Origin of the sequence: Nocardioides sp. CPCC 205120 (assembly GCF_048654585.1) — a bacterium.
Lineage (GTDB): Bacteria > Actinomycetota > Actinomycetes > Propionibacteriales > Nocardioidaceae > Nocardioides.
Map to the genome: position 1 here is coordinate 1,910,564 of NZ_JBMCYY010000001.1, position 22,482 is coordinate 1,933,045.

A 22,482-nucleotide genomic window follows, 5' to 3' on the forward strand; every position below is an offset into this window, starting at 1 on the left:
GGCGCGTGGACCTCGACGCCTACGCCGTGACGCACGCGGGGGAGTGGCAGCGCCTCGACGAGCTGTCGCGGGCGCGCCGCCTCACCGGTGCCGAGGTCGACGAGCTCATGGAGCTCTACGACCGGGTCGGCACGCAGCTGTCGGTGGTGCGCGCGGTGGCCCCCGACGCCGAGGTCGTCGGCTTCCTCTCCGCCCTGCTGGCCCGCACGCGGATCCGGGCGGGCGGGGCGCGCACCACGACGTGGCGCGCGGTCGCCGAGTTCCTCACCCACCGGTTCCCGGCGGCGCTCTACCGGCTGCGCTGGTGGTGGCTGGCCACGATCGCGGTGAACGTCGTCGTCCTCGCCGTCTCCGTGCTGTGGCTGCTGGAGAACCCCGTGGTGGAGCAGAGCCTGCTCTCGCCGGCGGAGATCGAGCAGTACGTCGACGAGGACTTCGAGAACTACTACAGCGAGCACGCGGCGGCGAGCTTCGGCGCCCGCGTGTGGATCAACAACGCGTGGGTCGCGGCCCTGTGCCTGGCCCTGGGCGTGCTGGGCGTGCCCGTGGTGTTCCTGCTGCTGGGCAACGTCGTCAACGTGGCGATGGCCTGCGCGATCATGACCCGCGCCGACCACGGCGGCCACTTCTGGGGCCTGATCCTCCCGCACGGCCTGCTCGAGCTGACGGCCGTGTTCGTCGCCGGCGGGGTGGGGCTGCGGCTCTTCTGGTCGTGGGTCGAGCCGGGGGACCTCACCCGCGGCCGCTCGATGGCCCGGGAGGGCCGCACGGCCGCGACGGTCGCGCTGGGTCTCGTCGTGGTGCTGCTGGTCTCCGGCATCATCGAGGCGGTCGTCACCCCGTCGCCGCTGCCCACCGCGGCCCGCGTCGCGATCGGCGTGCTCGCCGAGCTCGTGTTCCTGGCCTACGTCTTCGTGCTGGGGCGCCGGGCCGTCGAGCAGGGGTACGACGGGGACGTCGCCGAGGAGGTCGGCGGCGCCCGGGTGGCGACCGCGGCCTGACCCGTCCTCAGAGCAGGCCGCGCGCCTTGAGCGACAGGTAGTGGTCGGCCAGCGCCGGGGCGAGCCGCTCGGCGTCCGTGTCGACCACGTGCACCCCGAGCGCCGCCAGCAGGTCGGCGGTGGCGCGACGCCGGGCCATCGCCTGCTCGGCGGCCGCCGCGGTGTAGACGGCGCCGGCGTCGTCGCGGGTGCCCGCGAGCGCGTCGAGCGCCGGGTCCCGCACCGAGGCGACGACGACGCGGTGGTGGCGGGTGAGCGCCGGCAGGACGGGCAGCAGGCCCTCCTCGACCGCCGCGGGCTCCAGCGGCGTCAGCAGCACGACGAGCGCGCGCCGGCGCCCCATGTCCTGCACGGCCCCGGCCAGGCCGCGCCAGTCGGCCTCGGCGATGACGGAGCCCAGGCCGGCCATGGCCTCCGACAGGGCGTGCACGACGCTGCCCCCGCCCGTGGCCCGCACGCGCCGCCGTACCACCCGGTCACCCGCGAGGAAGTCGACGCGGTCGCCGGCGCGGCCGGCGAGCGCGGCCAGCAGGAGGGCGGCGTCCATCGCGGAGTCGAGCCGCGGCACGTCGGCGACCCGGCCGGCCGACGTGCGGGAGGTGTCGAGCACGAGCACGACGCGGCGGTCGCGCTCGGGCTGCCAGGTGCGCACGACCACGTTGCGGCTGCGCGCGCTGGCGCGCCAGTCGATGGAGCGCACGTCGTCGCCGCGCACGTACTCGCGCAGCGAGTCGAACTCCGTGCCCTGGCCGCGCACGCGCAGCGCCGAGCGGCCGTCGAGCTCCCGCAGCCGCTCGAGGCGGCTGGGCAGGTGCTTGCGCGAGGAGAAGGGCGGCAGCGCCCGCACGCTGCCGGGCACGTCCAGCGTGCGCTGGCGGTACGCCGTGCCCAGGGGCCCCGCCAGGCGCAGGGTGGTGCCGAGCGAGCGCAGGTCGCCGCGGCGCACCGGGTGCAGCGCGGTGGTCAGCCGCACCGAGTCGCGCCCGGTGAGGACGAAGCGGTGGCGGTTGCCGGTCGCGCCGGCCGAGGGCTGCCAGGCGTCGCGCAGCCGCCCGCGCACCGTGCGGCCGCTCGTGCCGCGCACGACGACCGTGGTGCGGGTGGCGGTGCCGAGGCGGATGCTGCCGCCGTCCTCGACCCGCGCGACCTCCACCGTGCCGGGGGCCGGCGCGAGCAGCCAGTCGGCCGCCACGACGAGCGCCACGACGGCGAGCCAGAGCCACACGGTGCCGATCCCGGGGCGCAGCACCACCGGGACGACGCCGAAGAGCACCAGGAGGGGGACGCGCCCGCTGATCGCCACGCCGGCCTCAGCGGGGGACGGGGACGCTCGCCAGCGCGCTGGCGAGCACCTGCCCGACCTGGATGCCCTCGAGCTCGGCCTCCGGCCGCAGGGTGAGGCGGTGGGCCAGCGTCGCGTGCGCCAGCGCCTTGACGTCGTCCGGTGTCACGTAGTCGCGGCCCTGCAGCCACGCCCACGCCCGGGACGTGCGCAGCAGCGCCGTGGCGCCGCGGGGGCTCACGCCCAGCTCCAGCGACGGCGACTCGCGGGTCGCGCGGGCGATGTCGACGACGTAGCCCAGCACCTCCTCGGCGACCTGGACGCGGCGCACGGCGGCCTGCCCGGCGAGCACGTCGTCCGCGCCGGCGACCGCGGTGATGCCGGCGGAGGCGACGTCGCGCGGGTCGAAGCCCGCCGCGTGGCGCCGCAGCACCTCGAGCTCCGCGGCCCGCTCCGGCACCGGGAGCACGACCTTGAGCAGGAACCGGTCGAGCTGCGCCTCGGGCAGCGGGTAGGTGCCCTCGTACTCCACGGGGTTCTGCGTCGCCGCCACCAGGAAGGGCCGCGGCAGCTGCCGGGTGGTGCCGTCGACCGACACCTGGCCCTCCTCCATCGCCTCCAGCAGCGCCGACTGCGTCTTCGGGGGCGTGCGGTTGACCTCGTCGGCGAGGAGCAGGTGGGTGAACACCGGGCCCTCCCGGAAGACGAGCTCCCCGCCGCCGCCCTCGACGACCATCGAGCCCGTGATGTCGCCCGGCATCAGGTCGGGGGTGAACTGCACGCGGCGGGTGTCGACCGAGAGCGCCCCGGCGAGCGAGCGCACGAGCAGCGTCTTCGCGACGCCCGGCACGCCCTCCATCAGCACGTGCCCGCCGCACAGCAGCGCCACGAGCAGCCCCGAGACCGCGGCGTCCTGGCCGACGACCGTCTTGGCCACCTCGCGGCGCACCGCGGCGAGCCGCTCACGGGCCCGTGCGTCGGCGCCGGCGTGGGCGCCGGGCCCGGGTGCACCGGCGGCCCGGTGGCCCTCCTTGCCCAGCGAGAGGGGCGGGGGTGGGGGCGTCTCGCTCATGCGCGGCGTACCTCTTTCTCCAGGTCGGTGAGCAGGTTGGCGAAGGCGACGAGGCCGGCGTCGTCGTCGGGCACGGGGGCCGCGGGGTGCAGCAGCGCGCCGACGGCGCCCACGTCGCGCCCGCTGCGGGCGGCGACCTCGACGACGAGCGCGTGCGGGTCGGTACGGCGCGACGCCCCCAGCTGGACGGCCAGCCGCTCGCGCGTCGCGGAGCGGAGCGCGTGCGCGGCGTGCTGCCGGTCGCGGGCCTTCCGGTAGAGCCGCCCGCGTCCCTCGGTGGTCTCGATGGCGCGGACGGTGACGGGCAGGGGCTCGACGGCGAGGGCGCCGAAGCGCCGGCCCCGCCACCAGGCCAGGGCGACGACGACCGCGACGAGCAGCCAGGCCGCCGGCACCACCCAGCGGGGGAGCGCGGCGCCGAGCCCGACGCCCTCGTCCCCCACGAGGTCGGCGGGGTCGGGCACGTACCAGACGAGGCGGTCCGCGGCACCCAGCAGGCGCAGGGCGACTGCCGCGTTGTCGGCGCGCAGCACCTGGTCGTTGGTCAGCAGGTCGTCGGCGCCGAGGAGCACGACGCCCTCCTCGACGGCCAGCAACGGGCCGTCGGAGGTGGGGAAGCAGCCGTCGGCGCCCTCGAGGGCCAGCGCGGAGTCCACCGAGACCTCCAGGCCGTCGAGGTCCGCGTCGAGGTCGTCGGTCGCCGCGGGGTCGCAGTCGGCCGCGAGGTCCTCGACCGCGCCGGCCCACCGCGGGTCGACGTCCAGCCCGAGCAGGTCCACGGCGCCCGGCCCCGGGTCGGCGACCACGAGCCGGCCGGGCGCGGCTGCGTCGACCAGGTCACGGGCGGCGCGCTCGCCCAGGACGGCCGGGTCGCTGACGAGGACGGTCGTGCCGTCGTCGACGTCCGCGTCCGCGAGCGCGTCGGCGTCGCGGGCGACGACCACGTCCACGCCCTGGTCGGCCAGCACGCGGGCGAGGGCCCGCCCGCCGGTGGGCGTCGCGTCGTCGGGGTCGAGGCGGCCCGAGTGCTCCGGCTGCCCCCGCCCGAGCGCGATGGCCGTGACGACGAGCGCGACGAGCGCGAGCGCGACGACCAGGATCGTGCGGAGCGACCGGCGCCGTCCCGGCCCGGAGCCGCTGGAGCCGCCGTCGCCGTCGGGAGGCGTGCCGGGCCCCGGCAGGACCCCCGCGGGAGCACTGACGGGGGCGCTCACCGGGCCCCTGCCACGGCGTCGTCGAGCGCGAGCACGGAGCGGGCCTGGTCCGCGGTGGCGGGGCGGTCGCCGTACAGGACGTCGTCGAAGAGCCGCGCGGCCGCGGGGACCCCGGCGGCGCGGTCGGGGGAGGCCTCGACGAGGGCCCGGGCGACCTCGTCCGCGGTGGCTCCGGGCACGTCCGCGATCCGGCCGCGCTCGACGGCGCGCACCGCCAGCGCCCTGTAGGCGTCGACCACGGCCTCCTCGTGCCGCCCGGCGGCCAGGGCGGCCTCGGCGCGGGCGCGGAGCTCGGCCGCGCTCACCCCCCGCTCGCCGAGCACCGCGCCGCCGCGCCGGACCCGCGCGGACCCCCGCAGGCGCGTGAGCAGCCAGACGAGGGCGAGCACGAGCAGCACGGCGACGAGCAGGGTGGCGAACGTCTGCAGCGGCGGGGCCTCGGCGGTGGTGCTCACCCCGTCGTCGAGCCAGCGCCGGAGGCGGTCGACGATCCGCTGCAGGAGGTCGCTGTCGTTGTACTCCGGGCGCAGCAGCTCGCGACGCAGCGCGTCGCGGGCCTCGCCGGGTGTCGGGTCGAGCGGCGGGTCGTGGGAGAGCCTCATCGCCGGCCCCCCTCGCGGCGGTCGTCGGCCTGCGTCCACAGCGTGACGTCGTACCCCTCGCCGCGGATGCGCAGGTCGAGGTACTGCACCGCCACGACCGCGGCCAGGTACGGCGTCACGAGCGCCCCCACGGCCACGGAGCCCAGCGCGGTGAGGCCCACCGCGATCCACTCGCCCGCCTCGCCGGCCGCGGACGGCGCCACCTCGGCACCGATGGAGAAGGGGGCGGAGAGCAGCAGCGTGGCCACGAAGGAGACCAGCCCCGCGAGCAGCCAGGTGCCCAGGACGCGCCAGAACGAGCGGCGGGTCAGGGCGAGGGCGCGCCCCAGCGCCCGGCCCACCCCGGCCCGCTCGAGGGCGACGACGACGAGGGCGAGACCGGTGAGGCGGACGCCGGTCCACAGCAGCAGGAGCACCACGAGCGGTCCGGTCAGCAGGCAGTAGAGGACGGTGAGGCCCACCGACCCGGTCCCGGCCAGCAGCACGACCGACACGAGGTAGCCGCCCACCAGGAGCGCGTAGCCGGCGGCGATGAGCAGCGTCAGCCCCAGCAGCGCCCAGCGACGTCCCCGCAACCGTCGCCAGGCCTCGTCCAGGCTGATGAGCTCGCCCACCGCGGCCGCGTGCACGACGTGGGCGAGGATGCCGGCCAGGTAGGCCGAGCCGACGAGCGAGACCACCTGCCCGACGACGAGCACGGTGCCGGAGCCGAGCAGACGGGCCACGGAGTCCGCCGAGCCGTCGCCGAGCCCGTCGCCCAGGGCCGCGCCCAGCAGGGAGGTGAGGGCCGCGACGACGACCACCGGGACGACCAGGGCGACGGCGGCCACCACGACGGCGGCGCCCAGCGTGGCGCCGGGCGCCGTGCGCAGGACGCGGAGGGCGGTGTCGAGCACGTCCCCGGTGCTCATCGGGCGCAGCGGGACGCCGCCCGGCTGCGTGGTGAGGGGGACACGGGCCGCCGCCGGGCGCGAGCCGGCCGGGACCGGACCGGGCGCGAGGTCCATGCGGGCGAGGGCGGCGGCGTACGGCGAGCGGGGCGCGTCGGGGGCGCGCGCGGCACCGGGCGGGGGAGTAGTGCCGCTCATGTGGGCCCCCGTCGGTCGGTGGGGGAGCCGCCGACCGGCCGCCCCCGCGGTCGTGCGGCATGCTACCGGGGGCGGAGGTGGCGCACCGGGCGGCCACCACCGGCGGCGTGCCGGACCCGATTTGGACGCCTGCCCGTCCGTCTGCCAAGATAGCCCGGTTGCTCCGGCGGGTCGCCGGGGCGTGGCTCCACCTTGAACACTGAATCGCGTCTCCCGTCGGGCTCTGGCCCGGCCTGCGTTCGGTGCTCCGCGTGGTCCACGCCGCACCTGGAGACCCGATCAGCCCGACGAACCGGTCGGGCGCCGCCAACGACATCGCAGGACCCCGGTCCTGTCGCGCCCCGCGCACTGCTGTGCGAGGAGCCCGCGACACGCCCGACCGCGTGGGTCGGAGATGTCAGGTGGTGGAGACACGGCGGCGAGGTCCCACCCGGGACAGCGTCGTGAGACGACAGCACGCGGTGCTCCACCGGGCACGAACGAGTAAGGACGAGAGAGACCTATGGCGGGACAGAAGATCCGCATCAGGCTCAAGGCCTACGACCACGAGGTCATCGACACCTCGGCGCGCAAGATCGTTGACACGGTCACCCGTACGGGCGCGAAGGTCGCCGGCCCTGTGCCGCTGCCGACGGAGAAGAACGTCTACTGCGTCATCCGCTCGCCCCACAAGTACAAGGACAGCCGCGAGCACTTCGAGATGCGCACCCACAAGCGCCTCATCGACATCATCGACCCGACCCCGAAGACGGTGGACTCGCTCATGCGGCTCGACCTCCCCGCGGGCGTCGACATCGAGATCAAGCTCTGAGTTCGGGCAGGACGGAGACAACAGAGCCATGACCATCGAACACAACGTCAAGGGCCTGCTGGGCACCAAGCTCGGCATGACCCAGACCTGGGACGAGAACAACCGCATCGTCCCCCTGACCGTCGTCGCCGCCTCGACCAACGTCGTCGCCGCGATCCGCACCCCCGACGTGGACGGCTACAACGCCATCCAGGTCGGCTTCGGCGAGATCGAGGGCCGCAAGGTCACGAAGCCGCAGGCGGGCCACTTCGCGAAGGCCGGCGTCACGCCGCGCCGTCACGTGGTCGAGATCCGCACCGCCGACGCGTCGACGTACTCCGTCGGCCAGGAGCTGGACGCCGCCGAGGTCTTCGCCGCGGGCGAGGAGATCGACGTCACCGGCACCAGCAAGGGCAAGGGCTTCGCGGGCACGATGAAGCGCCACGGCTTCTCCGGCGTCGGCGCCTCGCACGGTGCGCACCGCAACCACCGCAAGCCGGGCTCGATCGGCGCCTGCGCCACGCCCGGCCGTGTCTTCAAGGGCACGCGGATGTCCGGTCGCATGGGTGGCGACACCGTCACCACGCAGAACGTGACGGTGCACGCCGTCGACGCCGAGAAGGGCCTCGTGCTGCTCAAGGGTGCCGTTCCCGGCCCCAAGGGTGGGCTCGTCGTCCTCCGCTCGGCCGCCAAGAAGCAGGAGGCTGGCAAGTGAGCGACGTCAAGAAGGTCGCCGTGGACCTCCCCGCCGAGGTCTTCGGCGTCGAGGTGAACGTCCCGCTGATCCACCAGGTCGTGGTGGCGCAGCAGGCCGCGGCCCGCCAGGGCACGCACGCCACCAAGACCCGCGGCGAGGTCCGCGGCGGTGGCCGCAAGCCCTACAAGCAGAAGGGCACCGGCCGCGCGCGCCAGGGCTCGACCCGCGCCCCGCAGTTCGTCGGCGGTGGCACGGTGCACGGCCCGCAGCCGCGCAGCTACGAGCAGCGCACGCCCAAGAAGATGAAGGCCGCCGCCCTGCGCGGTGCCCTCTCTGACCGGGCCGCCAACGGTCGCGTGCACGTCGTCGAGGCCTTCCTCGAGACCGGTGTGCCCTCGACCAAGGCCGCGAAGGCCGCCCTGGCCTCGATCTCGGACCGCGCGCGGTTCCTGGTCGTGGTGGAGCGGGACGACACGCCCACGTGGCTCTCGCTGCGCAACCTGCCGGCGGTGCACATCGTCGCCCAGGACCAGCTGAACACCTACGACGTGCTCGTCTCCGACGAGGTCGTCTTCACGACCACGGCGTACGACGCGTTCGTCGCGCGGATCGCCGGTCAGAAGGAGGACGCGAAGTGAGCGCCCTGAACAAGGACCCGCGGGACATCCTGCTCGCGCCCGTGGTCTCCGAGAAGAGCTACGGCCTGCTCGACGCGAACAAGTACACGTTCCTCGTGCACCCCGACGCCAACAAGACCGAGATCAAGATCGCGGTCCAGAAGGTGTTCGGTGTCAAGGTCACCTCGGTCAACACGCTCAACCGACCGGGCAAGACGCGTCGCACCCGCTTCGGCATGGGCAAGCGCAAGGACACCAAGCGCGCGATCGTCAGCCTCGCCGAGGGCGACTCCATCGACATCTTCGGAGGTCCGGTCGGCTGACCGGGCTTCCCGAGACAAGGACTCCTGACTCATGGCAATCCGCAAGTACAAGCCGACCACGCCCGGACGTCGCGGCTCGTCGGTCGCCGACTTCGTCGAGATCACGCGCACCACGCCCGAGAAGTCGCTGACGCGACCGCTGCCCAAGAAGGGCGGCCGCAACAACCAGGGCCGGATCACCACCCGGCACCAGGGTGGCGGTCACAAGCGCGCCTACCGCGTCATCGACTTCCGTCGCTACGACAAGGACGGCGTGCCGGCCAAGGTCGCGCACATCGAGTACGACCCCAACCGCACGGCGCGCATCGCGCTGCTGCACTACGCCGACGGCGAGAAGCGCTACATCGTGGCGCCCAAGGGCCTGCTGCAGGGCACGCCGGTCGAGTCGGGCCCCGGCTCCGACATCAAGACCGGCAACAACCTGCCGCTGCGCAACATCCCGGTCGGCACGACGATCCACTGCATCGAGCTGCGGCCCGGTGGCGGCGCGAAGATCGCCCGCTCCGCCGGCAACAGCGCCCAGCTGGTCGCCAAGGAGGGCTCGCGCGCCACGCTGCGCCTGCCCTCGGGCGAGATGCGCTTCGTCGACGTGCGCTGCCGCGCCACGGTCGGCGAGGTCGGCAACGCCGAGCAGTCGAACATCAACTGGGGCAAGGCCGGCCGCATGCGCTGGAAGGGCAAGCGCCCGACCGTCCGTGGTGTCGTCATGAACCCGGTCGACCACCCGCACGGTGGTGGTGAGGGCAAGACCTCCGGTGGTCGCCACCCGGTCTCGCCGTGGGGCAAGCCCGAGGGCCGCACGCGCAAGCGCAAGGCCAGCGACGCCCAGATCATCCGTCGTCGCAAGTCCGGCAAGAAGCGCTGATAGGGAAGTAACGAGATGCCTCGCAGCCTGAAGAAGGGCCCCTTCATCGACGACCACCTCGCCAAGAAGGTGGACGCGGAGAACGAGAAGGGCACCCACAACGTCATCAAGACGTGGTCGCGCCGCTCCATGATCGTGCCGGACATGATCGGTCACACGATCGCCGTGCACGACGGGCGCAAGCACGTCCCCGTGTTCGTGACCGACTCGATGGTCGGCCACAAGCTGGGCGAGTTCGCCCCGACCCGCACCTACCGCGGGCACGTGAAGGAAGACCGGAAGGGACGTCGCCGATGAGCACCACCGAGCGTCAGCGCACCAGCGCCCGCCGCGCGTCGCTGCTCGGCGACGCCCCGGGTGCCTTCGCCAGCGCCCGCTACGTCCGCATCACGCCGCTCAAGGCGCGCCGGATCGTGGACCTGGTCCGCGGCCGGTCGGTCGTGGAGTCGCAGGCCATCCTGGCCTTCGCCCCGCAGGCCGCCGCCGAGACCGTCGCGAAGGTCCTCAACTCCGCCGTCGCGAACGCCGAGACCGTCGAGGGCCTCAAGGCCGCCGACCTGGTCGTCTCGGTCGCGATGGTCGACGAGGGCCCCACGATGAAGCGGTGGCGTCCCCGCGCCCAGGGCCGCGCCACGCGGATCAACAAGCGCACGAGCCACATCACGATCGCCGTCCAGCCCGCTGACGCGGTCGCCGCCGGCACGAAGAAGAAGGGACGGTCTGCCTGATGGGTCAGAAGATCAACCCGAACGGCTTCCGCCTCGGCATCTCGACCGACCACAAGAGCCGTTGGTACGCCGACAAGCTCTACAAGTCGTACGTCGGCGAGGACGTCGCGATCCGCAAGCTGCTCAGCAAGGGCATGGAGCGGGCCGGCATCTCGAAGGTGGAGATCGAGCGCACGCGTGACCGCGTCCGCGTCGACATCCACACCGCGCGCCCGGGCATCGTCATCGGTCGCCGCGGCGCCGAGGCCGACCGCATCCGTGGCGAGCTCGAGAAGCTCACGGGCAAGCAGGTGCAGCTGAACATCCTCGAGGTCAAGAACCCCGAGGTCGACGCGCAGCTGGTCGCCCAGGGCGTCGCCGAGCAGCTCAGCGGCCGCGTTCAGTTCCGTCGCGCGATGAAGAAGGCCATCCAGACCTCGATGCGCTCCGGTGCCAAGGGCATCCGGATCCAGTGCTCCGGCCGCCTCAACGGCGCCGAGATGTCGCGCACCGAGTTCTACCGCGAGGGCCGCGTCCCGCTGCACACGCTGCGTGCCGACATCGACTACGGCTTCTACGAGGCCCGCACGACCTTCGGCCGCATCGGCGTGAAGGTCTGGATCTACAAGGGCGAGGTCGCGGGCACCCGCGCCGAGCGCGAGGCCCAGGCTGCCGCCCGGGCCGGCGCGCCCGGTCGTGGTGGCCGCCCGACGCGTGGCGGGGAGCGCCCGAGCCGTGGCTCGCGTGCCGACCGTCCGACCCGTTCGGGTCGCGAGGGCGCGTCCGCCGAGGGTACGGCGACCGAGGCCCCGGCCTCTGCCGCCGCCGAGACCGCTGCCGCTCCGGCAGCCACGGAGGGCTGATCCCCATGCTGATGCCCCGTCGCGTCAAGCACCGCAAGCAGCACCACCCCAAGCGGACCGGTGCCGCCAAGGGTGGTACGTCGCTCAACTTCGGCGACTTCGGTATCCAGGCGGTCGAGTCGCACTACGTGACCAACCGTCAGATCGAGTCGGCGCGTATCGCGATGACCCGCTACATCAAGCGTGGCGGAAAGGTCTGGATCAACATCTACCCGGACCGTCCGCTCACGAAGAAGCCGGCCGAGACCCGCATGGGTTCCGGCAAGGGCTCGCCCGAGTGGTGGGTCGCCAACGTCAAGGCCGGCCGTGTCATGTTCGAACTCTCCGGTGTTTCCGAGGACGTTGCTCGCGAGGCCATGCGCCGCGCGATCCACAAGCTCCCCATGAAGTGCCGCTTCGTCTCCCGCGAGGCAGGTGAATTCTGATGTCCCAGAAGGTCAGCAAGGCGTACGAGCTCGACGAGGTCGACGGCGTCGACCTCGCGGAGAAGCTGCGCGAGGCGAAGGAGGAGCTGTTCAACCTCCGCTTCCAGGCGGCCACCGGCCAGCTCGAGAACAACAGCCGTCTCCGCACGGTGAAGAAGGACATCGCCCGCATCTACACGGTGCTGCGCGAGCGTGAGCTCGGCATCCGCAGCACGCCGGGCTCCGACGACATGACGAAGGACGGCGCCGCATGAGCACCGAGACCCAGGAGACCGCCCAGCGCGGCGCTCGCAAGGTTCGCGAGGGCATCGTCGTCAGCGACAAGATGGACAAGACCGTCGTCGTCGCCGTCGAGGACCGCGTGAAGCACGCGCTGTACGGCAAGGTGCTGCGCCGCACGAGCAAGCTCAAGGCGCACGACGAGCCCAACGCGTGCGGCACCGGCGACCGCGTCCTGATCATGGAGACGCGACCGCTGTCGGCCACGAAGCGCTGGCGCGTCGTCGAGATCCTCGAGAAGGCGAAGTGACCTCTCGCCCCACGGCGAGTTCAACCCATTAGTTCGGCCAGGCTCCCGCCCCACCGCGGGCGGGAGAACCGGTCCGACGACCAGGAGAGAAGATGATCCAGCAGGAGTCGCGACTGAAGGTCGCCGACAACACGGGTGCGAAGGAGATCCTCTGCATCCGCGTTCTCGGTGGCTCGGGTCGCCGCTACGCCGGTATCGGCGACGTCATCGTCGCCACCGTCAAGGACGCGATCCCCGGTGGCAACGTGAAGAAGGGTGACGTCGTCAAGGCCGTCGTCGTGCGCACCGTCAAGGAGCGCCGCCGGCCCGACGGCTCGTACATCCGCTTCGACGAGAACGCCGCGGTGATCCTGAAGAACGACGGGGAGCCCCGTGGCACCCGTATCTTCGGGCCCGTCGGCCGTGAGCTGCGCGAGAAGAAGTTCATGAAGATCATCTCGCTCGCGCCGGAGGTGCTCTGACCATGGCGAAGCTCAAGATCAAGAAGGGTGACACCGTCAAGGTGATCGCCGGCAAGGACAAGGGCGCCCAGGGCAAGGTCATCGGCGTGCTCCGCGAGGAGCAGCGGGTGATCGTCGAGGGTGTCAACCGCGTGAAGAAGCACACCAAGGCGGCGCCGCAGGGCGGCGACGCCACGGGCGGCATCATCACGACCGAGGCCCCGATCCACGTGTCCAACGTGATGCTGGTCGAGGGCGACGGCGTGACCCGCGTCGGCTTCAAGCGCGTCGAGGGGACCAAGCGCCGGGCCGACGGCTCGGAGTACTCCGTCGAGCGCGGCGTGCGCGTCTCGCGCACCACCGGCGAGGAGATCTGAGATGACCGAGACCACCGTCGCCGCTCCGGCGACCCCGCGCCTCAAGACGCGCTACCGGGAGGAGATCCTCCCCGCGCTCAAGAGCGAGTTCGACATCGCGAACGTCATGCAGGTGCCCGGCCTGACCAAGATCGTGGTCAACATGGGTGTCGGCGAGGCCGCTCGCGACTCGAAGCTGATCGAGGGCGCCATCCGCGACCTCACCGCGATCACGGGCCAGAAGCCGCAGGTCACGAAGGCCCGCAAGTCCATCGCGCAGTTCAAGCTGCGCGAGGGCATGCCGATCGGCGCGCACGTCACGCTGCGCGGCGACCGCATGTGGGAGTTCCTGGACCGCCTGCTCTCGCTGGCCCTGCCCCGCATCCGCGACTTCCGCGGGCTCTCGCCCAAGCAGTTCGACGGCCGTGGCAACTACACGTTCGGTCTCACGGAGCAGGTCATGTTCCACGAGATCGACCAGGACAAGGTCGACCGCTCGCGCGGCATGGACATCACCGTGGTGACCACCGCCACGACCGACGAGCACGGCCGCGCGCTGCTGAAGCAGCTCGGCTTCCCGTTCAAGGAGAACTGACATGGCGAAGACGTCGCTGAAGGTCAAGGCTGCCCGCAAGCCGAAGTTCGCGGTCCGCGGCTACACCCGCTGCCAGCGCTGCGGCCGGCCCCGCGCGGTCTACCGCAAGTTCGGTCTGTGCCGGATCTGCCTGCGCGAGATGTCGCACCGGGGCGAGCTGCCCGGCGTGACGAAGTCCAGCTGGTGACCTGCTTCACCTGACCTGCCATTCCCAGATCAAGCACGAGTCGCTGTAGGTCGCACCGCGTGCGCGGTGCGAAACCACGGTGGAGAAAGGCCTTGTGGCCATGACGATGACTGACCCGATCGCAGACATGCTCACGCGTCTGCGCAACGCCAACCAGGCGTACCACGACTCCGTCGAGATGCCGTACAGCAAGCTCAAGGCGGGCGTCGCGGAGATCCTCCGTCAGGAGGGCTACGTGACCTCGTTCGAGGTGACGGACAACGTCGACCCCAAGACGGGCGAGGCGGCTGTGGGCAAGACCCTGACGATCACGCTGAAGTACGGCCGCAACCGCGAGCGTTCCATCGCCGGTGTGCGCCGCATCAGCAAGCCCGGCCTCCGGGTGTACGCGAAGTCCACGAGCCTCCCCAAGGTCCTCGGTGGCCTGGGCGTCGCGATCATCTCGACGAGCCAGGGACTGCTGACCGACCGCCAGGCCAACCAGAAGGGCGTGGGTGGGGAAGTCCTCGCCTACGTCTGGTGACGAGAGACCGAGAGAGGAGAGAAGAAGCATGTCGCGCATTGGCAAGCTCCCCATCACGGTCCCGTCCGGTGTGGACGTCGCGATCGACAACAGCCTCGTGACGGTGAAGGGTCCCAAGGGCACCCTGACCCACACGGTGCCGGCGCCGATCACGATCGAGAAGAACGAGGGTGTCCTCGAGGTCCGGCGACCGAACGACGAGCGCGAGAGCCGCTCGCTGCACGGCCTGACCCGCACCCTGGTCGCCAACATGGTGACCGGCGTGACCGACGGCTACGAGAAGAAGCTCGAGATCGTCGGCGTCGGCTACCGCGTGCTGTCGAAGGGCCCGACCCAGCTGGAGTTCCAGCTCGGGTACAGCCACTCGATCACCGTGGACGCCCCCGCCGGGATCACGTTCACCGTCGACGGTCCCACCAGGCTCGGTGTCCAGGGCATCGACAAGCAGCTCGTCGGTGAGACCGCGGCGAAGATCCGCAAGCTCCGCAAGCCCGAGCCCTACAAGGGCAAGGGTGTCCGCTACGCGGGCGAGCAGGTCCGCCGCAAGGTCGGAAAGGCAGGTAAGTGACGATGGCCATCTCCCTTGCCAACAACAAGCACACCGCGGCGCGGGTCAAGTCCCGCCTGCGTCGTCAGGTCCGTGGTCGCAAGCGCATCGCCGGTACGGCGGAGCGCCCGCGCCTCGTGGTGACGCGCAGCGCCAAGCACATCTCCGTGCAGGTGGTCGACGACGTGATCGGCAAGACCCTCGTGTCTGCGTCGACGATGGAGGCGGACCTCCGCTCCCTCGACGGCGACAAGACGGCGAAGGCGAAGCGGGTCGGCGAGCTCGTCGCCGAGCGCGCGAAGTCCAACGGTGTCGACGCGGTCGTGTTCGACCGCGCCGGCAACCGCTACCACGGTCGCGTCGCGGCCCTCGCGGACGGTGCCCGCGAGGGTGGGCTGACCTTCTGATCGCGAAGACGAACCAGAGAGAGAAGAGGAAAGTCTCATGAGCGGACCCCAGCGCGGACGCGCCGGCGGCGAGCGCCAGGGCGGTGACCGTCGCGGAGGACGCGACGATCGCCGTGGTGGCGGCGCCGACAAGACCGCCTACATCGAGCGCGTCGTCGCGATCAACCGTGTCGCCAAGGTCGTGAAGGGTGGTCGTCGCTTCAGCTTCACCGCCCTGGTGATCGTCGGTGACGGTGACGGCATGGTCGGCGTCGGCTACGGCAAGGCCAAGGAGGTGCCCGCGGCGATCGCCAAGGGCGTCGAGGAGGCGAAGAAGGCGTTCTTCCGCGTGCCCCGCATCCAGGGCACGATCCCGCACCCCGTGCAGGGCGAGAAGGCGGCCGGCGTCGTCTTCCTGCGTCCGGCCGCCCCCGGTACCGGTGTCATCGCCGGTGGTCCGGTGCGCGCCGTGCTCGAGTGCGCGGGCATCCACGACGTGCTGAGCAAGTCGCTCGGCTCGTCCAACCAGATCAACATCGTGCACGCCACGGTCGAGGCCCTCCGCATGCTGGAGGAGCCCGAGGCGGTGGCCGCGCGACGTGGTCTGCGGGTCGAGGACGTCGCCCCGGCCGCCCTCCTCAAGGCGCGGGCCGAGGTGCCCGCCGCCACGGGGGTGAACGACTGATGCGTCTCAAGGTCGAGCAGAAGAAGTCGGGCATCGGTCGCAAGCAGAACCAGCGCGACACGCTGCGCACGCTGGGTCTCAAGCGCATCGGCGACGTCGTCGTCAAGGAGGACCGCCCGGAGATCCGCGGCATGGTCCACACGGTCCGTCACCTGGTGACGGTCGAGGAGGTCGACTGATGACGCTGAAGATCCACCACCTGCGTCCTGCCCCCGGTGCCAAGACCGCCAAGACCCGCGTGGGTCGCGGTGAGGGCTCGAAGGGCAAGACCTCGGGCCGCGGTACCAAGGGTACGAAGGCTCGTTACCAGGTCCCCTCGGCCTTCGAGGGTGGCCAGATGCCGATCCACATGCGGCTGCCGAAGCTCAAGGGCTTCAAGAACCCGTTCAAGGTCGAGTTCCAGGTCGTGAACCTGGACCGCGTGAGCGAGCTCTTCCCCGAGGGCGGCGAGGTCTCCAAGGAGACCCTCGTGGCCCGCGGTGCGGTGCGCAAGAACCAGCCCGTCAAGGTGCTGGGCACGGGCGACATCACGGTCGCGGTCCAGGTCTCCGCGGACGCCTTCTCGGCGTCGGCGAAGCAGAAGATCGAGGCTGCCGGCGGTTCCGTGACCGTCGTCGGTGCGTGACGTCGTACCACTGATCGACGCAGGGCGTCGTCGGGCCTGACGGCCGGGCGGCGCCCTCGTCGCATCCCCACCCGACCACCGTCGAGACGGCTGTTAGGCTCTGCCGCGGCCCTCGGGGGACGGGTCCGAGGCCGTGTGCCACCAGGAAGAAAGAGGATCTCGTGCTGGGCGCCTTCGCCAACGCATTCCGGACACCGGACCTGCGTCGCAAGCTGCTGTTCGTCCTGTTGGTCGTCGTGCTCTTCCGACTCGGTTCGCAGGTCCCGTCGCCGGGCGTGCACGTGGACAACGTGCAGAGCTGCCTCAACCAGATCGAGGACCAGGGGCTCTACACCCTCATCAACCTCTTCTCGGGCGGGGCGCTGCTCCAGCTGACGATCTTCGCGCTGGGGATCATGCCGTACATCACGGCGAGCATCATCCTGCAGCTGCTGGTGGTCGTGATCCCGCGGCTGGAGGCCCTCAAGAAGGAGGGCCAGTCCGGCCAGGCGAAGATCACGCAGTACACGCGCTACCTGACCCTGGCGCTCGCCGTCCTGCAGGCCACCGGCATCGTGGCGCTCGCCCGGAGCCGCCAGCTGCTCCAGGGCTGTGAGCAGCCGCTGCTGCACGCCGAGGACAGCCGCCTCACCTTCCTCGTCATGGTCGTCACCATGACCGCCGGCACCGCCGTCATCATGTGGCTCGGTGAGCTCATCACCGACCGCGGCATCGGCAACGGCATGTCGATCCTCATCTTCTGCCAGGTCGTCGCGACGTTCCCCGGCTCCCTGTGGGCCGTGCGGGAGTCGCAGGGCTGGGGCACCTTCGCGATCGTCATGGCGATCGGTCTCGCGATCGTGGCGGCCGTCATCTTCATCGAGCAGGCGCAGCGCCGCATCCCCGTGCAGTACGCGCGGCGGATGGTGGGGCGCCGCATGTTCGGCGGCAGCTCGACGTACATCCCGCTCAAGGTCAACCAGGCCGGCATCATCCCCGTCATCTTCGCCAGCTCGCTGCTCTACCTGCCGGCGATGGCGGCGCAGTTCAACGCGACGTCCGACTCCGGGTGGGTGCGGTGGATCAACGAGCACTTCGTGCGCGGCGACCACCCGCTCTACATGGCGGTCTACTTCGCGCTCATCATCTTCTTCACGTACTTCTACGTCTCGATCACCTTCAACCCGAAGGAAGTCGCGGACAACATGAAGAAGTACGGCGGCTTCATCCCCGGGATCCGGGCGGGCAAGCCGACCGAGGACTACCTGTCCTACGTCCTGTCCCGCATCACGCTGCCGGGCGCGCTCTACCTGGGCCTCATCTCGCTGATCCCGCTGATCGCGTTCGCGGTGATCGGGGCCAACCAGAACTTCCCGTTCGGCGGCACGTCGATCCTCATCATGGTCGGCGTCGCCCTCGACACGGTGAAGCAGGTGGAGAGCCAGCTCCAGCAGCGCAACTACGAAGGATTCCTCCGCTGATGCGTCTCATCATCATGGGCCCCCCCGGGGCCGGCAAGGGCACGCAGGCCAAGGGCGTCGCGGCGCGCTACGGCATCCCTGCCATCTCGACCGGCGACATCTTCCGCGCCAACGTCTCCGAGGGCACCCCGCTGGGGCTCGAGGCGAAGCGCTACATGGACGCCGGCGACTACGTGCCCGACTCGGTCACGAACAACATGGTGCGCGACCGCCTGGCCGAGGACGACGCCGCCGGCGGGTTCCTGCTCGACGGGTACCCGCGGACGCTGGCGCAGGTCGCCGAGCTCGACGGCATGCTCGAGGCGAGCGGCACGGCCCTCGACGCGGTGCTCGTGCTGACGGTCGACGACGACGAGCTGGTGAAGCGCCTCGTGCTGCGCGCGCAGACCGACGGCCGCACGGACGACACCGAGGAGGTCATCCGTCACCGTCAGGACGTCTACAACGAGCAGACGGCCCCCCTCATCGAGGTGTACGCCGAGCGCGGCCTCCTCGTGCGCGTCGACGGAATGGGCGAGGTCACCGAGGTGGCCGAGCGCATCGCGACCGCGCTCGACGGCGCTCGCGCCTGACACCGCCGCACCTGCCATGGGTCTCCTGCGGCGCGGCGTCGAGCTGAAGACGCCGGCGCAGCTCGACGCGATGCGCCAGGCCGGCCTCGTCGTCGGTCGCACGCTGGAGCTGCTGTCCGTCCGGGCCGCCCCGGGGATGACGACGGCCGAGCTCGACGCCCTGGCGGAGGAGAGCATCCGCTCCGCCGGGGCGGTGCCGTCGTTCCTGGGCTACCAGGGGTTCCCGGCGTCGATCTGCGTGTCGGTGGGCGACGAGGTCGTCCACGGCATCCCCGGACCGCGCGTGCTGCGCGAGGGCGACGTCGTCTCCATCGACTGCGGCGCCATCGTGGACGGCTGGCACGGCGACGCCGCGGTGACCGTGGTGCTCGGCGAGGTCGCCCCCGAGGTGGCCGAGCTCGTCCGGGTCACCGAGGACGCCCTGTGGCGCGGGATCGCCGCGCTGCGTCTCGACGGCCGGGTCGGCGACGTGTCCCACGCCGTGGAGTCGTACGTCCGCTCGTGCGGCTCGTACGGCGTGGTCGAGGACTACACGGGCCACGGGATCGGCTCGGCGATGCACCAGCCGCCGGACGTGCCGAACGTGGGGCGCCCGGGCCGCGGCCCCCGGATCGTCGAGGGCATGGCCCTGGCCATCGAGCCGATGGTCACGCTCGGCTCTCCGGTCAACGACACGCTCGACGACGACTGGACCGTCGTGACGCGGGACGGGAGCGCCGCCGCCCACTTCGAGCACACGACGACGGTGACCGCGACCGGGGTGTGGGTGCTGACCGCCCTCGACGGCGGGGCGAAGAGGTTGGCGGATGCAGGGATCCCGTACGGCGGCAGGTAGGTTGTCGCCGCTCGGGGCAGCGTCGCGCCGGGCTCCCTGTCGGCCCCTCCCGCGCAAAGGCACCTCGCCGTGATCCTCAAGACCTTCGGGTGGTCCTTCGCGATCACCGTCGCCGGCCTCGTCGGCGCCTTCCTCTACGGCTCCCGTGACGGCACCTCGGCCGCGTTCAGCGCGCTCTCGGTCGCGGCGATCCTCATCGTCCTCGAGGTCTCGCTCTCCTTCGACAACGCCGTGGTCAACGCCAAGGTGCTGAACAAGATGTCGAAGTTCTGGCAGACCATGTTCCTCACCGTCGGCATCCTCATCGCCGTCTTCGGCATGCGCCTGGTGTTCCCGTTCCTCGTGGTGTGGGCCTCCGCGGGCCTCAACCCCGTCGACGCCTGGGACCTCGCGATGGCCGGCGGTCACGGGGAGGGCTCCTACGCCTACATCCTCGAGGAGGCCCACCCGATCATCGCGGCCTTCGGCGGCATGTTCCTCATGATGATCTTCCTCGACTTCTTCACCGACGACGAGAAGGAGCACCACTGGCTGGGCCCGATCGAGCGCCCGTTCCAGCGCCTCGGCGCGGTCAGCGGCATCTCGGTGGCGATCGCGCTGGCGCTGCTGGTCATCGTCGGTGAGGTCTTCCGCCGTACCCAGCCCGAGGAGTTCACCGCCGAGGAGTTCGGCAGCGTGCTGCTCGCCGGCATCCTCGGCCTCCTGACCTACCTGGTGGTCAAGGGCCTGGGCGACGCCTTCGAGTCGTCGTCGGGCCTCATGGACGACGAGGACGAGGACGACGACGGGGCGCTCGCGCCCGCCCAGGTGTCCGGCGCCGAGGTCGCGCTCGCCACGGGCAAGGCCGCGTTCTTCATGTTCCTCTACCTCGAGGTGCTCGACGCGAGCTTCTCCTTCGACGGCGTCATCGGCGCGTTCGCCATCACGACCGACCCGATCGTCATCGCGATCGGCCTCGGCGTGGGCGCGCTCTACGTCCGGTCGATCACCGTCTACCTCGTGCGCAAGGGCACGCTCGCGGAGTACGTCTACCTCGAGCACGGCGCGCACTGGGCCATCGGCGCGCTGGCGGTGCTGCTGTTCGTCACGATGGGCGTCTCGATCCCCGAGGTCGTCACCGGCCTGATCGGTGTCGTCATCATCATCTCGGCCCTCGCCTGGAGCATCCGCGAGAACAGGCTGCACCCCGAGGAGAAGCACGAGGTCCACGTCTGACCCGCCGTCACGGTCGGGGCCCCTCTAGGCTCGTGGGGGCACCCGACCGGCGGGTGGAGGAGGAGGCAGGCGCAGCATGGGAGTGACGCTCCGCAAGGGTGGCAACGTCTCGTTGGCGAAGGCGGCGGGCGCGCCCCTGACCAAGCTGCGGATCGGGCTGGGCTGGGACGTGCGCGTCACGACCGGCGTCGACTTCGACCTGGACGCCTCGGCGCTGCTCGTCGGCGAGGACGGCAAGGTCCTCAGCGACCAGCACTTCGTCTTCTACAACAACCTGACCTCGCCCGACGGCTCGGTCCACCACAGCGGTGACAACACCACCGGCGAGGGCGACGGGGACGACGAGACCATCGAGGTCGACCTGCCGACGGTGCCCGAGCGCGCGGTGCGCGTCGTCTTCCCGGTCTCCATCCACGACGCGGACCTGCGCGGTCAGAGCTTCGGCCAGGTCAGCGGCGCCTTCATCCGCGTCGTCGACGCGGTGCGGGAGATCGAGGTCGCGCGGTTCGACCTGACGGAGGACGCGAGCACGGAGACGGCCATGATCTTCGGCGAGCTCTACCGCCGCGAGGGCGACTGGAAGTTCCGTGCCATCGGCCAGGGCTACGCCTCCGGGCTGCTCGGCATCGTGCACGACTTCGGCGTCGACGCCAGCTGAGTGGCGCCCGCTCCTACGATGGCCGCATGAGCTCCCCCTGGCCCGACCGTCGTCGCCGGCGCGGGGGAGCGGACCTGCTCGAGCGGGCCCTCGAGGCCCGCGCCCAGCTGCAGGAGCAGTTCTTCCGCGTCGACCAGCTGCAGCGCGACGTGGGCGGCACGGTCGCGCAGTACGCCGCGCTGCTGCCCGACCGCGCGCGCTCCACGGGCGTGGTGCCCGGGTGGCGCCAGCTCGACGAGCGGGCCAGCGAGGCGGTGCTCGCCTACCTGGGCGTGCTCGACGCGCACGACCCCGTCGAGGAGCTCGACCCCTACCGCGTGGGTGCGGCCATCACGGCGTTCGAGCGGGGGGTGCCGGCCCTGCGCGAGGTCGCCGAGGCCGTCGACCGCTATCTCGACCAGTACGGCGCGGAGCTCGGCCGGGTGGGTGCGGTCCGCGAGCGCCTGGCGCGCCGCCTGGCCGCGGCCCAGGAGTCCGTCACCCGCGCCGAGGCGGCCTGGCGCGCCATGGCCGAGGAGGGGTTCAGCCTTCCGGAGGCGGACGAGGCGCTCGCCCGCGCGCGCGTCGCGGCCCGCAAGCTGGCCGAGATCGCCGACCGGCTGGGGCCCGACGACGCGGAGGAGCCGGCCGCGGTCGTGGAGCGGCTCGCCGAGGAGGCCCGCTCCCTGGCCACCGAGCTGCCCGCCCGCCTGCGCACCCTGGCCCAGCGGATCCCGTCGCTGGCCACGCGCATCGACGCCGTCACGACCCGCTCCGAGCGCATGGGGGAGCACATGTCGGGCCTGCGGCGGGAGTTCTCCTACGCCAGCTGGGACGACCTGGCGCGCGCCGAGGAGGAGCTGCGCACCCGCCTCGCCTCGGCGCGCGAGGGCCTGGAACCGCTGCGGCGCCTGCACGCCGCCGGAGACCACGCCGGGGCGTTGGCCGCGCTGGGGCGTGTCGAGGGGGACGTGCGACGCGCCTCCGAGCTGGTGGACGCCCCACGGCTGCGGCTCGAGCGGCTGCGGGAGGTGAAGCGCGACCCGCAGGCCCTCCTCGAGCGCGCCCGCTTCGCCCTGCGCGACGCCCGGCTGCTGCTGCGGCGCGGCGCGCCCCAGCCGTGGGGCGGGCGCCTCGACGCCCTCGCCCACGAGCTCATCGCCGTCGAGGGCCTGCTCGAGGGTGCCCACCCCGACTACTGGCAGCTGCTGACGCGGGTGGAGCGGATCCACGCGGGCGTCGACGGCCTCGTCGCCGACTTCCGGGCCGACCAGGCGGGCCGTACCCGGCGGTAGCCGCAACGCCCCGTCGGCCGTCCACCCGGGCGACCCGTCGCGTTTCCCG

General features: G+C 72.0%; 33 protein-coding genes. 28 read left to right on the forward strand and 5 right to left on the reverse strand.

What is annotated here, in order from left to right; all coding sequences use genetic code 11:
* Positions 1-5: 5 nt before the first annotated feature.
* Positions 6-1,001 (forward strand): stage II sporulation protein M, encoded by a 996-nt coding sequence (locus ACOACO_RS08925; RefSeq protein WP_420295881.1) that lies wholly within the window; start codon positions 6-8, stop codon positions 999-1,001.
* Between the two features lie 7 nt (positions 1,002-1,008).
* Here ACOACO_RS08925 and ACOACO_RS08930 read toward each other — a convergent pair whose 3' ends face one another.
* The 5 genes from ACOACO_RS08930 to ACOACO_RS08950 are packed head-to-tail and all read right to left on the reverse strand — an operon-like array spanning position 1,009 to position 6,259.
* Positions 1,009-2,304, reverse strand: a complete 1,296-nt coding sequence (locus ACOACO_RS08930; protein WP_420295882.1) for a DUF58 domain-containing protein — start codon at positions 2,302-2,304, stop codon at positions 1,009-1,011.
* Between the two features lie 7 nt (positions 2,305-2,311).
* Positions 2,312-3,355, reverse strand: coding sequence for an AAA family ATPase (locus ACOACO_RS08935; RefSeq protein ID WP_420295883.1), 1,044 nt, complete (start codon positions 3,353-3,355; stop codon positions 2,312-2,314).
* Entirely contained in the window at positions 3,352-4,569 is a 1,218-nt protein-coding gene (locus ACOACO_RS08940; protein WP_420295884.1) for a DUF4350 domain-containing protein, read from the reverse strand. The genes ACOACO_RS08935 and ACOACO_RS08940 overlap by 4 nt, the downstream gene beginning before the upstream one ends.
* Entirely contained in the window at positions 4,566-5,171 is a 606-nt protein-coding gene (locus ACOACO_RS08945; protein WP_420295885.1) for a DUF4129 domain-containing protein, read from the reverse strand. Before ACOACO_RS08945 ends, ACOACO_RS08940 begins: the two co-directional genes overlap by 4 nt.
* On the reverse strand, positions 5,168-6,259 hold the full coding sequence (locus tag ACOACO_RS08950; RefSeq protein ID WP_420295886.1) for a hypothetical protein: 1,092 nt from the start codon (positions 6,257-6,259) through the stop codon (positions 5,168-5,170). Before ACOACO_RS08950 ends, ACOACO_RS08945 begins: the two co-directional genes overlap by 4 nt.
* 502 nt (positions 6,260-6,761) lie before the next feature.
* On the opposite strand from ACOACO_RS08950, the gene rpsJ reads away from it, so the two are divergent.
* The 27 genes from rpsJ (at position 6,762) to ACOACO_RS09085 (ending at position 22,433) form a co-directional block, all read left to right on the forward strand.
* Positions 6,762-7,070 carry a 30S ribosomal protein S10 gene (gene rpsJ / locus ACOACO_RS08955; protein ID WP_008360994.1) on the forward strand — a complete coding sequence of 103 codons (309 nt, stop codon included), beginning with the start codon at positions 6,762-6,764 and terminating at the stop codon, positions 7,068-7,070.
* Between the two features lie 28 nt (positions 7,071-7,098).
* Positions 7,099-7,764, forward strand: a complete 666-nt coding sequence (rplC, locus tag ACOACO_RS08960) for a 50S ribosomal protein L3 (RefSeq protein ID WP_420295887.1) — start codon at positions 7,099-7,101, stop codon at positions 7,762-7,764.
* Positions 7,761-8,384, forward strand: coding sequence for a 50S ribosomal protein L4 (gene rplD / locus ACOACO_RS08965; protein WP_420295888.1), 624 nt, complete (start codon positions 7,761-7,763; stop codon positions 8,382-8,384). The genes rplC and rplD overlap by 4 nt, the downstream gene beginning before the upstream one ends.
* Entirely contained in the window at positions 8,381-8,686 is a 306-nt protein-coding gene (gene rplW / locus ACOACO_RS08970; RefSeq protein WP_420295889.1) for a 50S ribosomal protein L23, read from the forward strand. The genes rplD and rplW overlap by 4 nt, the downstream gene beginning before the upstream one ends.
* A 31-nt stretch (positions 8,687-8,717) precedes the next feature.
* Positions 8,718-9,551, forward strand: coding sequence for a 50S ribosomal protein L2 (gene rplB, locus ACOACO_RS08975; RefSeq protein ID WP_277501000.1), 834 nt, complete (start codon positions 8,718-8,720; stop codon positions 9,549-9,551).
* A 15-nt stretch (positions 9,552-9,566) separates the two neighbouring features.
* Positions 9,567-9,848, forward strand: coding sequence for a 30S ribosomal protein S19 (gene rpsS / locus ACOACO_RS08980; RefSeq protein WP_277500999.1), 282 nt, complete (start codon positions 9,567-9,569; stop codon positions 9,846-9,848).
* On the forward strand, positions 9,845-10,279 hold the full coding sequence (gene rplV, locus ACOACO_RS08985) for a 50S ribosomal protein L22 (protein ID WP_420295890.1): 435 nt from the start codon (positions 9,845-9,847) through the stop codon (positions 10,277-10,279). Before rpsS ends, rplV begins: the two co-directional genes overlap by 4 nt.
* Complete coding sequence (rpsC, locus tag ACOACO_RS08990) at positions 10,279-11,121, forward strand: 30S ribosomal protein S3 (RefSeq protein ID WP_420295891.1); 843 nt, start codon at positions 10,279-10,281, stop codon at positions 11,119-11,121. Before rplV ends, rpsC begins: the two co-directional genes overlap by 1 nt.
* Positions 11,122-11,126: 5 nt before the next feature.
* Positions 11,127-11,546 carry a 50S ribosomal protein L16 gene (gene rplP / locus ACOACO_RS08995; RefSeq protein ID WP_277500996.1) on the forward strand — a complete coding sequence of 140 codons (420 nt, stop codon included), beginning with the start codon at positions 11,127-11,129 and terminating at the stop codon, positions 11,544-11,546.
* Positions 11,546-11,800 (forward strand): 50S ribosomal protein L29, encoded by a 255-nt coding sequence (rpmC, locus tag ACOACO_RS09000; RefSeq protein ID WP_277500995.1) that lies wholly within the window; start codon positions 11,546-11,548, stop codon positions 11,798-11,800. Before rplP ends, rpmC begins: the two co-directional genes overlap by 1 nt.
* Positions 11,797-12,075: a 30S ribosomal protein S17 gene (rpsQ, locus tag ACOACO_RS09005; RefSeq protein WP_277500994.1), complete on the forward strand. Its 279-nt coding sequence runs from the start codon at positions 11,797-11,799 to the stop codon at positions 12,073-12,075. The genes rpmC and rpsQ overlap by 4 nt, the downstream gene beginning before the upstream one ends.
* A gap of 92 nt (positions 12,076-12,167) precedes the next feature.
* Entirely contained in the window at positions 12,168-12,536 is a 369-nt protein-coding gene (gene rplN / locus ACOACO_RS09010) for a 50S ribosomal protein L14 (protein WP_011757324.1), read from the forward strand.
* Between the two features lie 2 nt (positions 12,537-12,538).
* Positions 12,539-12,892, forward strand: coding sequence for a 50S ribosomal protein L24 (gene rplX, locus ACOACO_RS09015; protein ID WP_277500985.1), 354 nt, complete (start codon positions 12,539-12,541; stop codon positions 12,890-12,892).
* Between the two features lies 1 nt (position 12,893).
* Positions 12,894-13,466, forward strand: coding sequence for a 50S ribosomal protein L5 (rplE, locus tag ACOACO_RS09020; protein ID WP_420295892.1), 573 nt, complete (start codon positions 12,894-12,896; stop codon positions 13,464-13,466).
* A gap of 1 nt (position 13,467) precedes the next feature.
* On the forward strand, positions 13,468-13,653 hold the full coding sequence (locus ACOACO_RS09025) for a type Z 30S ribosomal protein S14 (protein WP_277500983.1): 186 nt from the start codon (positions 13,468-13,470) through the stop codon (positions 13,651-13,653).
* A gap of 100 nt (positions 13,654-13,753) precedes the next feature.
* Positions 13,754-14,176: a 30S ribosomal protein S8 gene (gene rpsH / locus ACOACO_RS09030; protein ID WP_277500981.1), complete on the forward strand. Its 423-nt coding sequence runs from the start codon at positions 13,754-13,756 to the stop codon at positions 14,174-14,176.
* Between the two features lie 28 nt (positions 14,177-14,204).
* On the forward strand, positions 14,205-14,744 hold the full coding sequence (gene rplF, locus ACOACO_RS09035) for a 50S ribosomal protein L6 (protein WP_420295893.1): 540 nt from the start codon (positions 14,205-14,207) through the stop codon (positions 14,742-14,744).
* 2 nt (positions 14,745-14,746) lie between these two features.
* Entirely contained in the window at positions 14,747-15,130 is a 384-nt protein-coding gene (gene rplR, locus ACOACO_RS09040; protein ID WP_420295894.1) for a 50S ribosomal protein L18, read from the forward strand.
* 37 nt (positions 15,131-15,167) lie between these two features.
* On the forward strand, positions 15,168-15,794 hold the full coding sequence (gene rpsE / locus ACOACO_RS09045) for a 30S ribosomal protein S5 (RefSeq protein ID WP_420295895.1): 627 nt from the start codon (positions 15,168-15,170) through the stop codon (positions 15,792-15,794).
* Positions 15,791-15,973, forward strand: a complete 183-nt coding sequence (gene rpmD, locus ACOACO_RS09050; protein WP_277501016.1) for a 50S ribosomal protein L30 — start codon at positions 15,791-15,793, stop codon at positions 15,971-15,973. Before rpsE ends, rpmD begins: the two co-directional genes overlap by 4 nt.
* Entirely contained in the window at positions 15,973-16,419 is a 447-nt protein-coding gene (gene rplO / locus ACOACO_RS09055) for a 50S ribosomal protein L15 (protein WP_277500977.1), read from the forward strand. The genes rpmD and rplO overlap by 1 nt, the downstream gene beginning before the upstream one ends.
* Positions 16,420-16,580: 161 nt before the next feature.
* On the forward strand, positions 16,581-17,879 hold the full coding sequence (gene secY / locus ACOACO_RS09060) for a preprotein translocase subunit SecY (protein WP_420295896.1): 1,299 nt from the start codon (positions 16,581-16,583) through the stop codon (positions 17,877-17,879).
* A complete protein-coding gene (locus tag ACOACO_RS09065; RefSeq protein ID WP_420295897.1) occupies positions 17,879-18,451 on the forward strand; it encodes an adenylate kinase in 573 nt (190 codons plus the stop codon). The genes secY and ACOACO_RS09065 overlap by 1 nt, the downstream gene beginning before the upstream one ends.
* A gap of 16 nt (positions 18,452-18,467) precedes the next feature.
* Positions 18,468-19,286 (forward strand): type I methionyl aminopeptidase, encoded by an 819-nt coding sequence (gene map, locus ACOACO_RS09070; RefSeq protein ID WP_420295898.1) that lies wholly within the window; start codon positions 18,468-18,470, stop codon positions 19,284-19,286.
* Positions 19,287-19,355: 69 nt separating this feature from the next.
* On the forward strand, positions 19,356-20,501 hold the full coding sequence (locus ACOACO_RS09075; RefSeq protein WP_420295899.1) for a DUF475 domain-containing protein: 1,146 nt from the start codon (positions 19,356-19,358) through the stop codon (positions 20,499-20,501).
* A gap of 76 nt (positions 20,502-20,577) precedes the next feature.
* Positions 20,578-21,159, forward strand: a complete 582-nt coding sequence (locus tag ACOACO_RS09080; RefSeq protein ID WP_420295900.1) for a TerD family protein — start codon at positions 20,578-20,580, stop codon at positions 21,157-21,159.
* Between the two features lie 26 nt (positions 21,160-21,185).
* On the forward strand, positions 21,186-22,433 hold the full coding sequence (locus tag ACOACO_RS09085) for a hypothetical protein (RefSeq protein ID WP_420295901.1): 1,248 nt from the start codon (positions 21,186-21,188) through the stop codon (positions 22,431-22,433).
* The last annotated feature ends 49 nt before the right edge of the window (positions 22,434-22,482 follow it).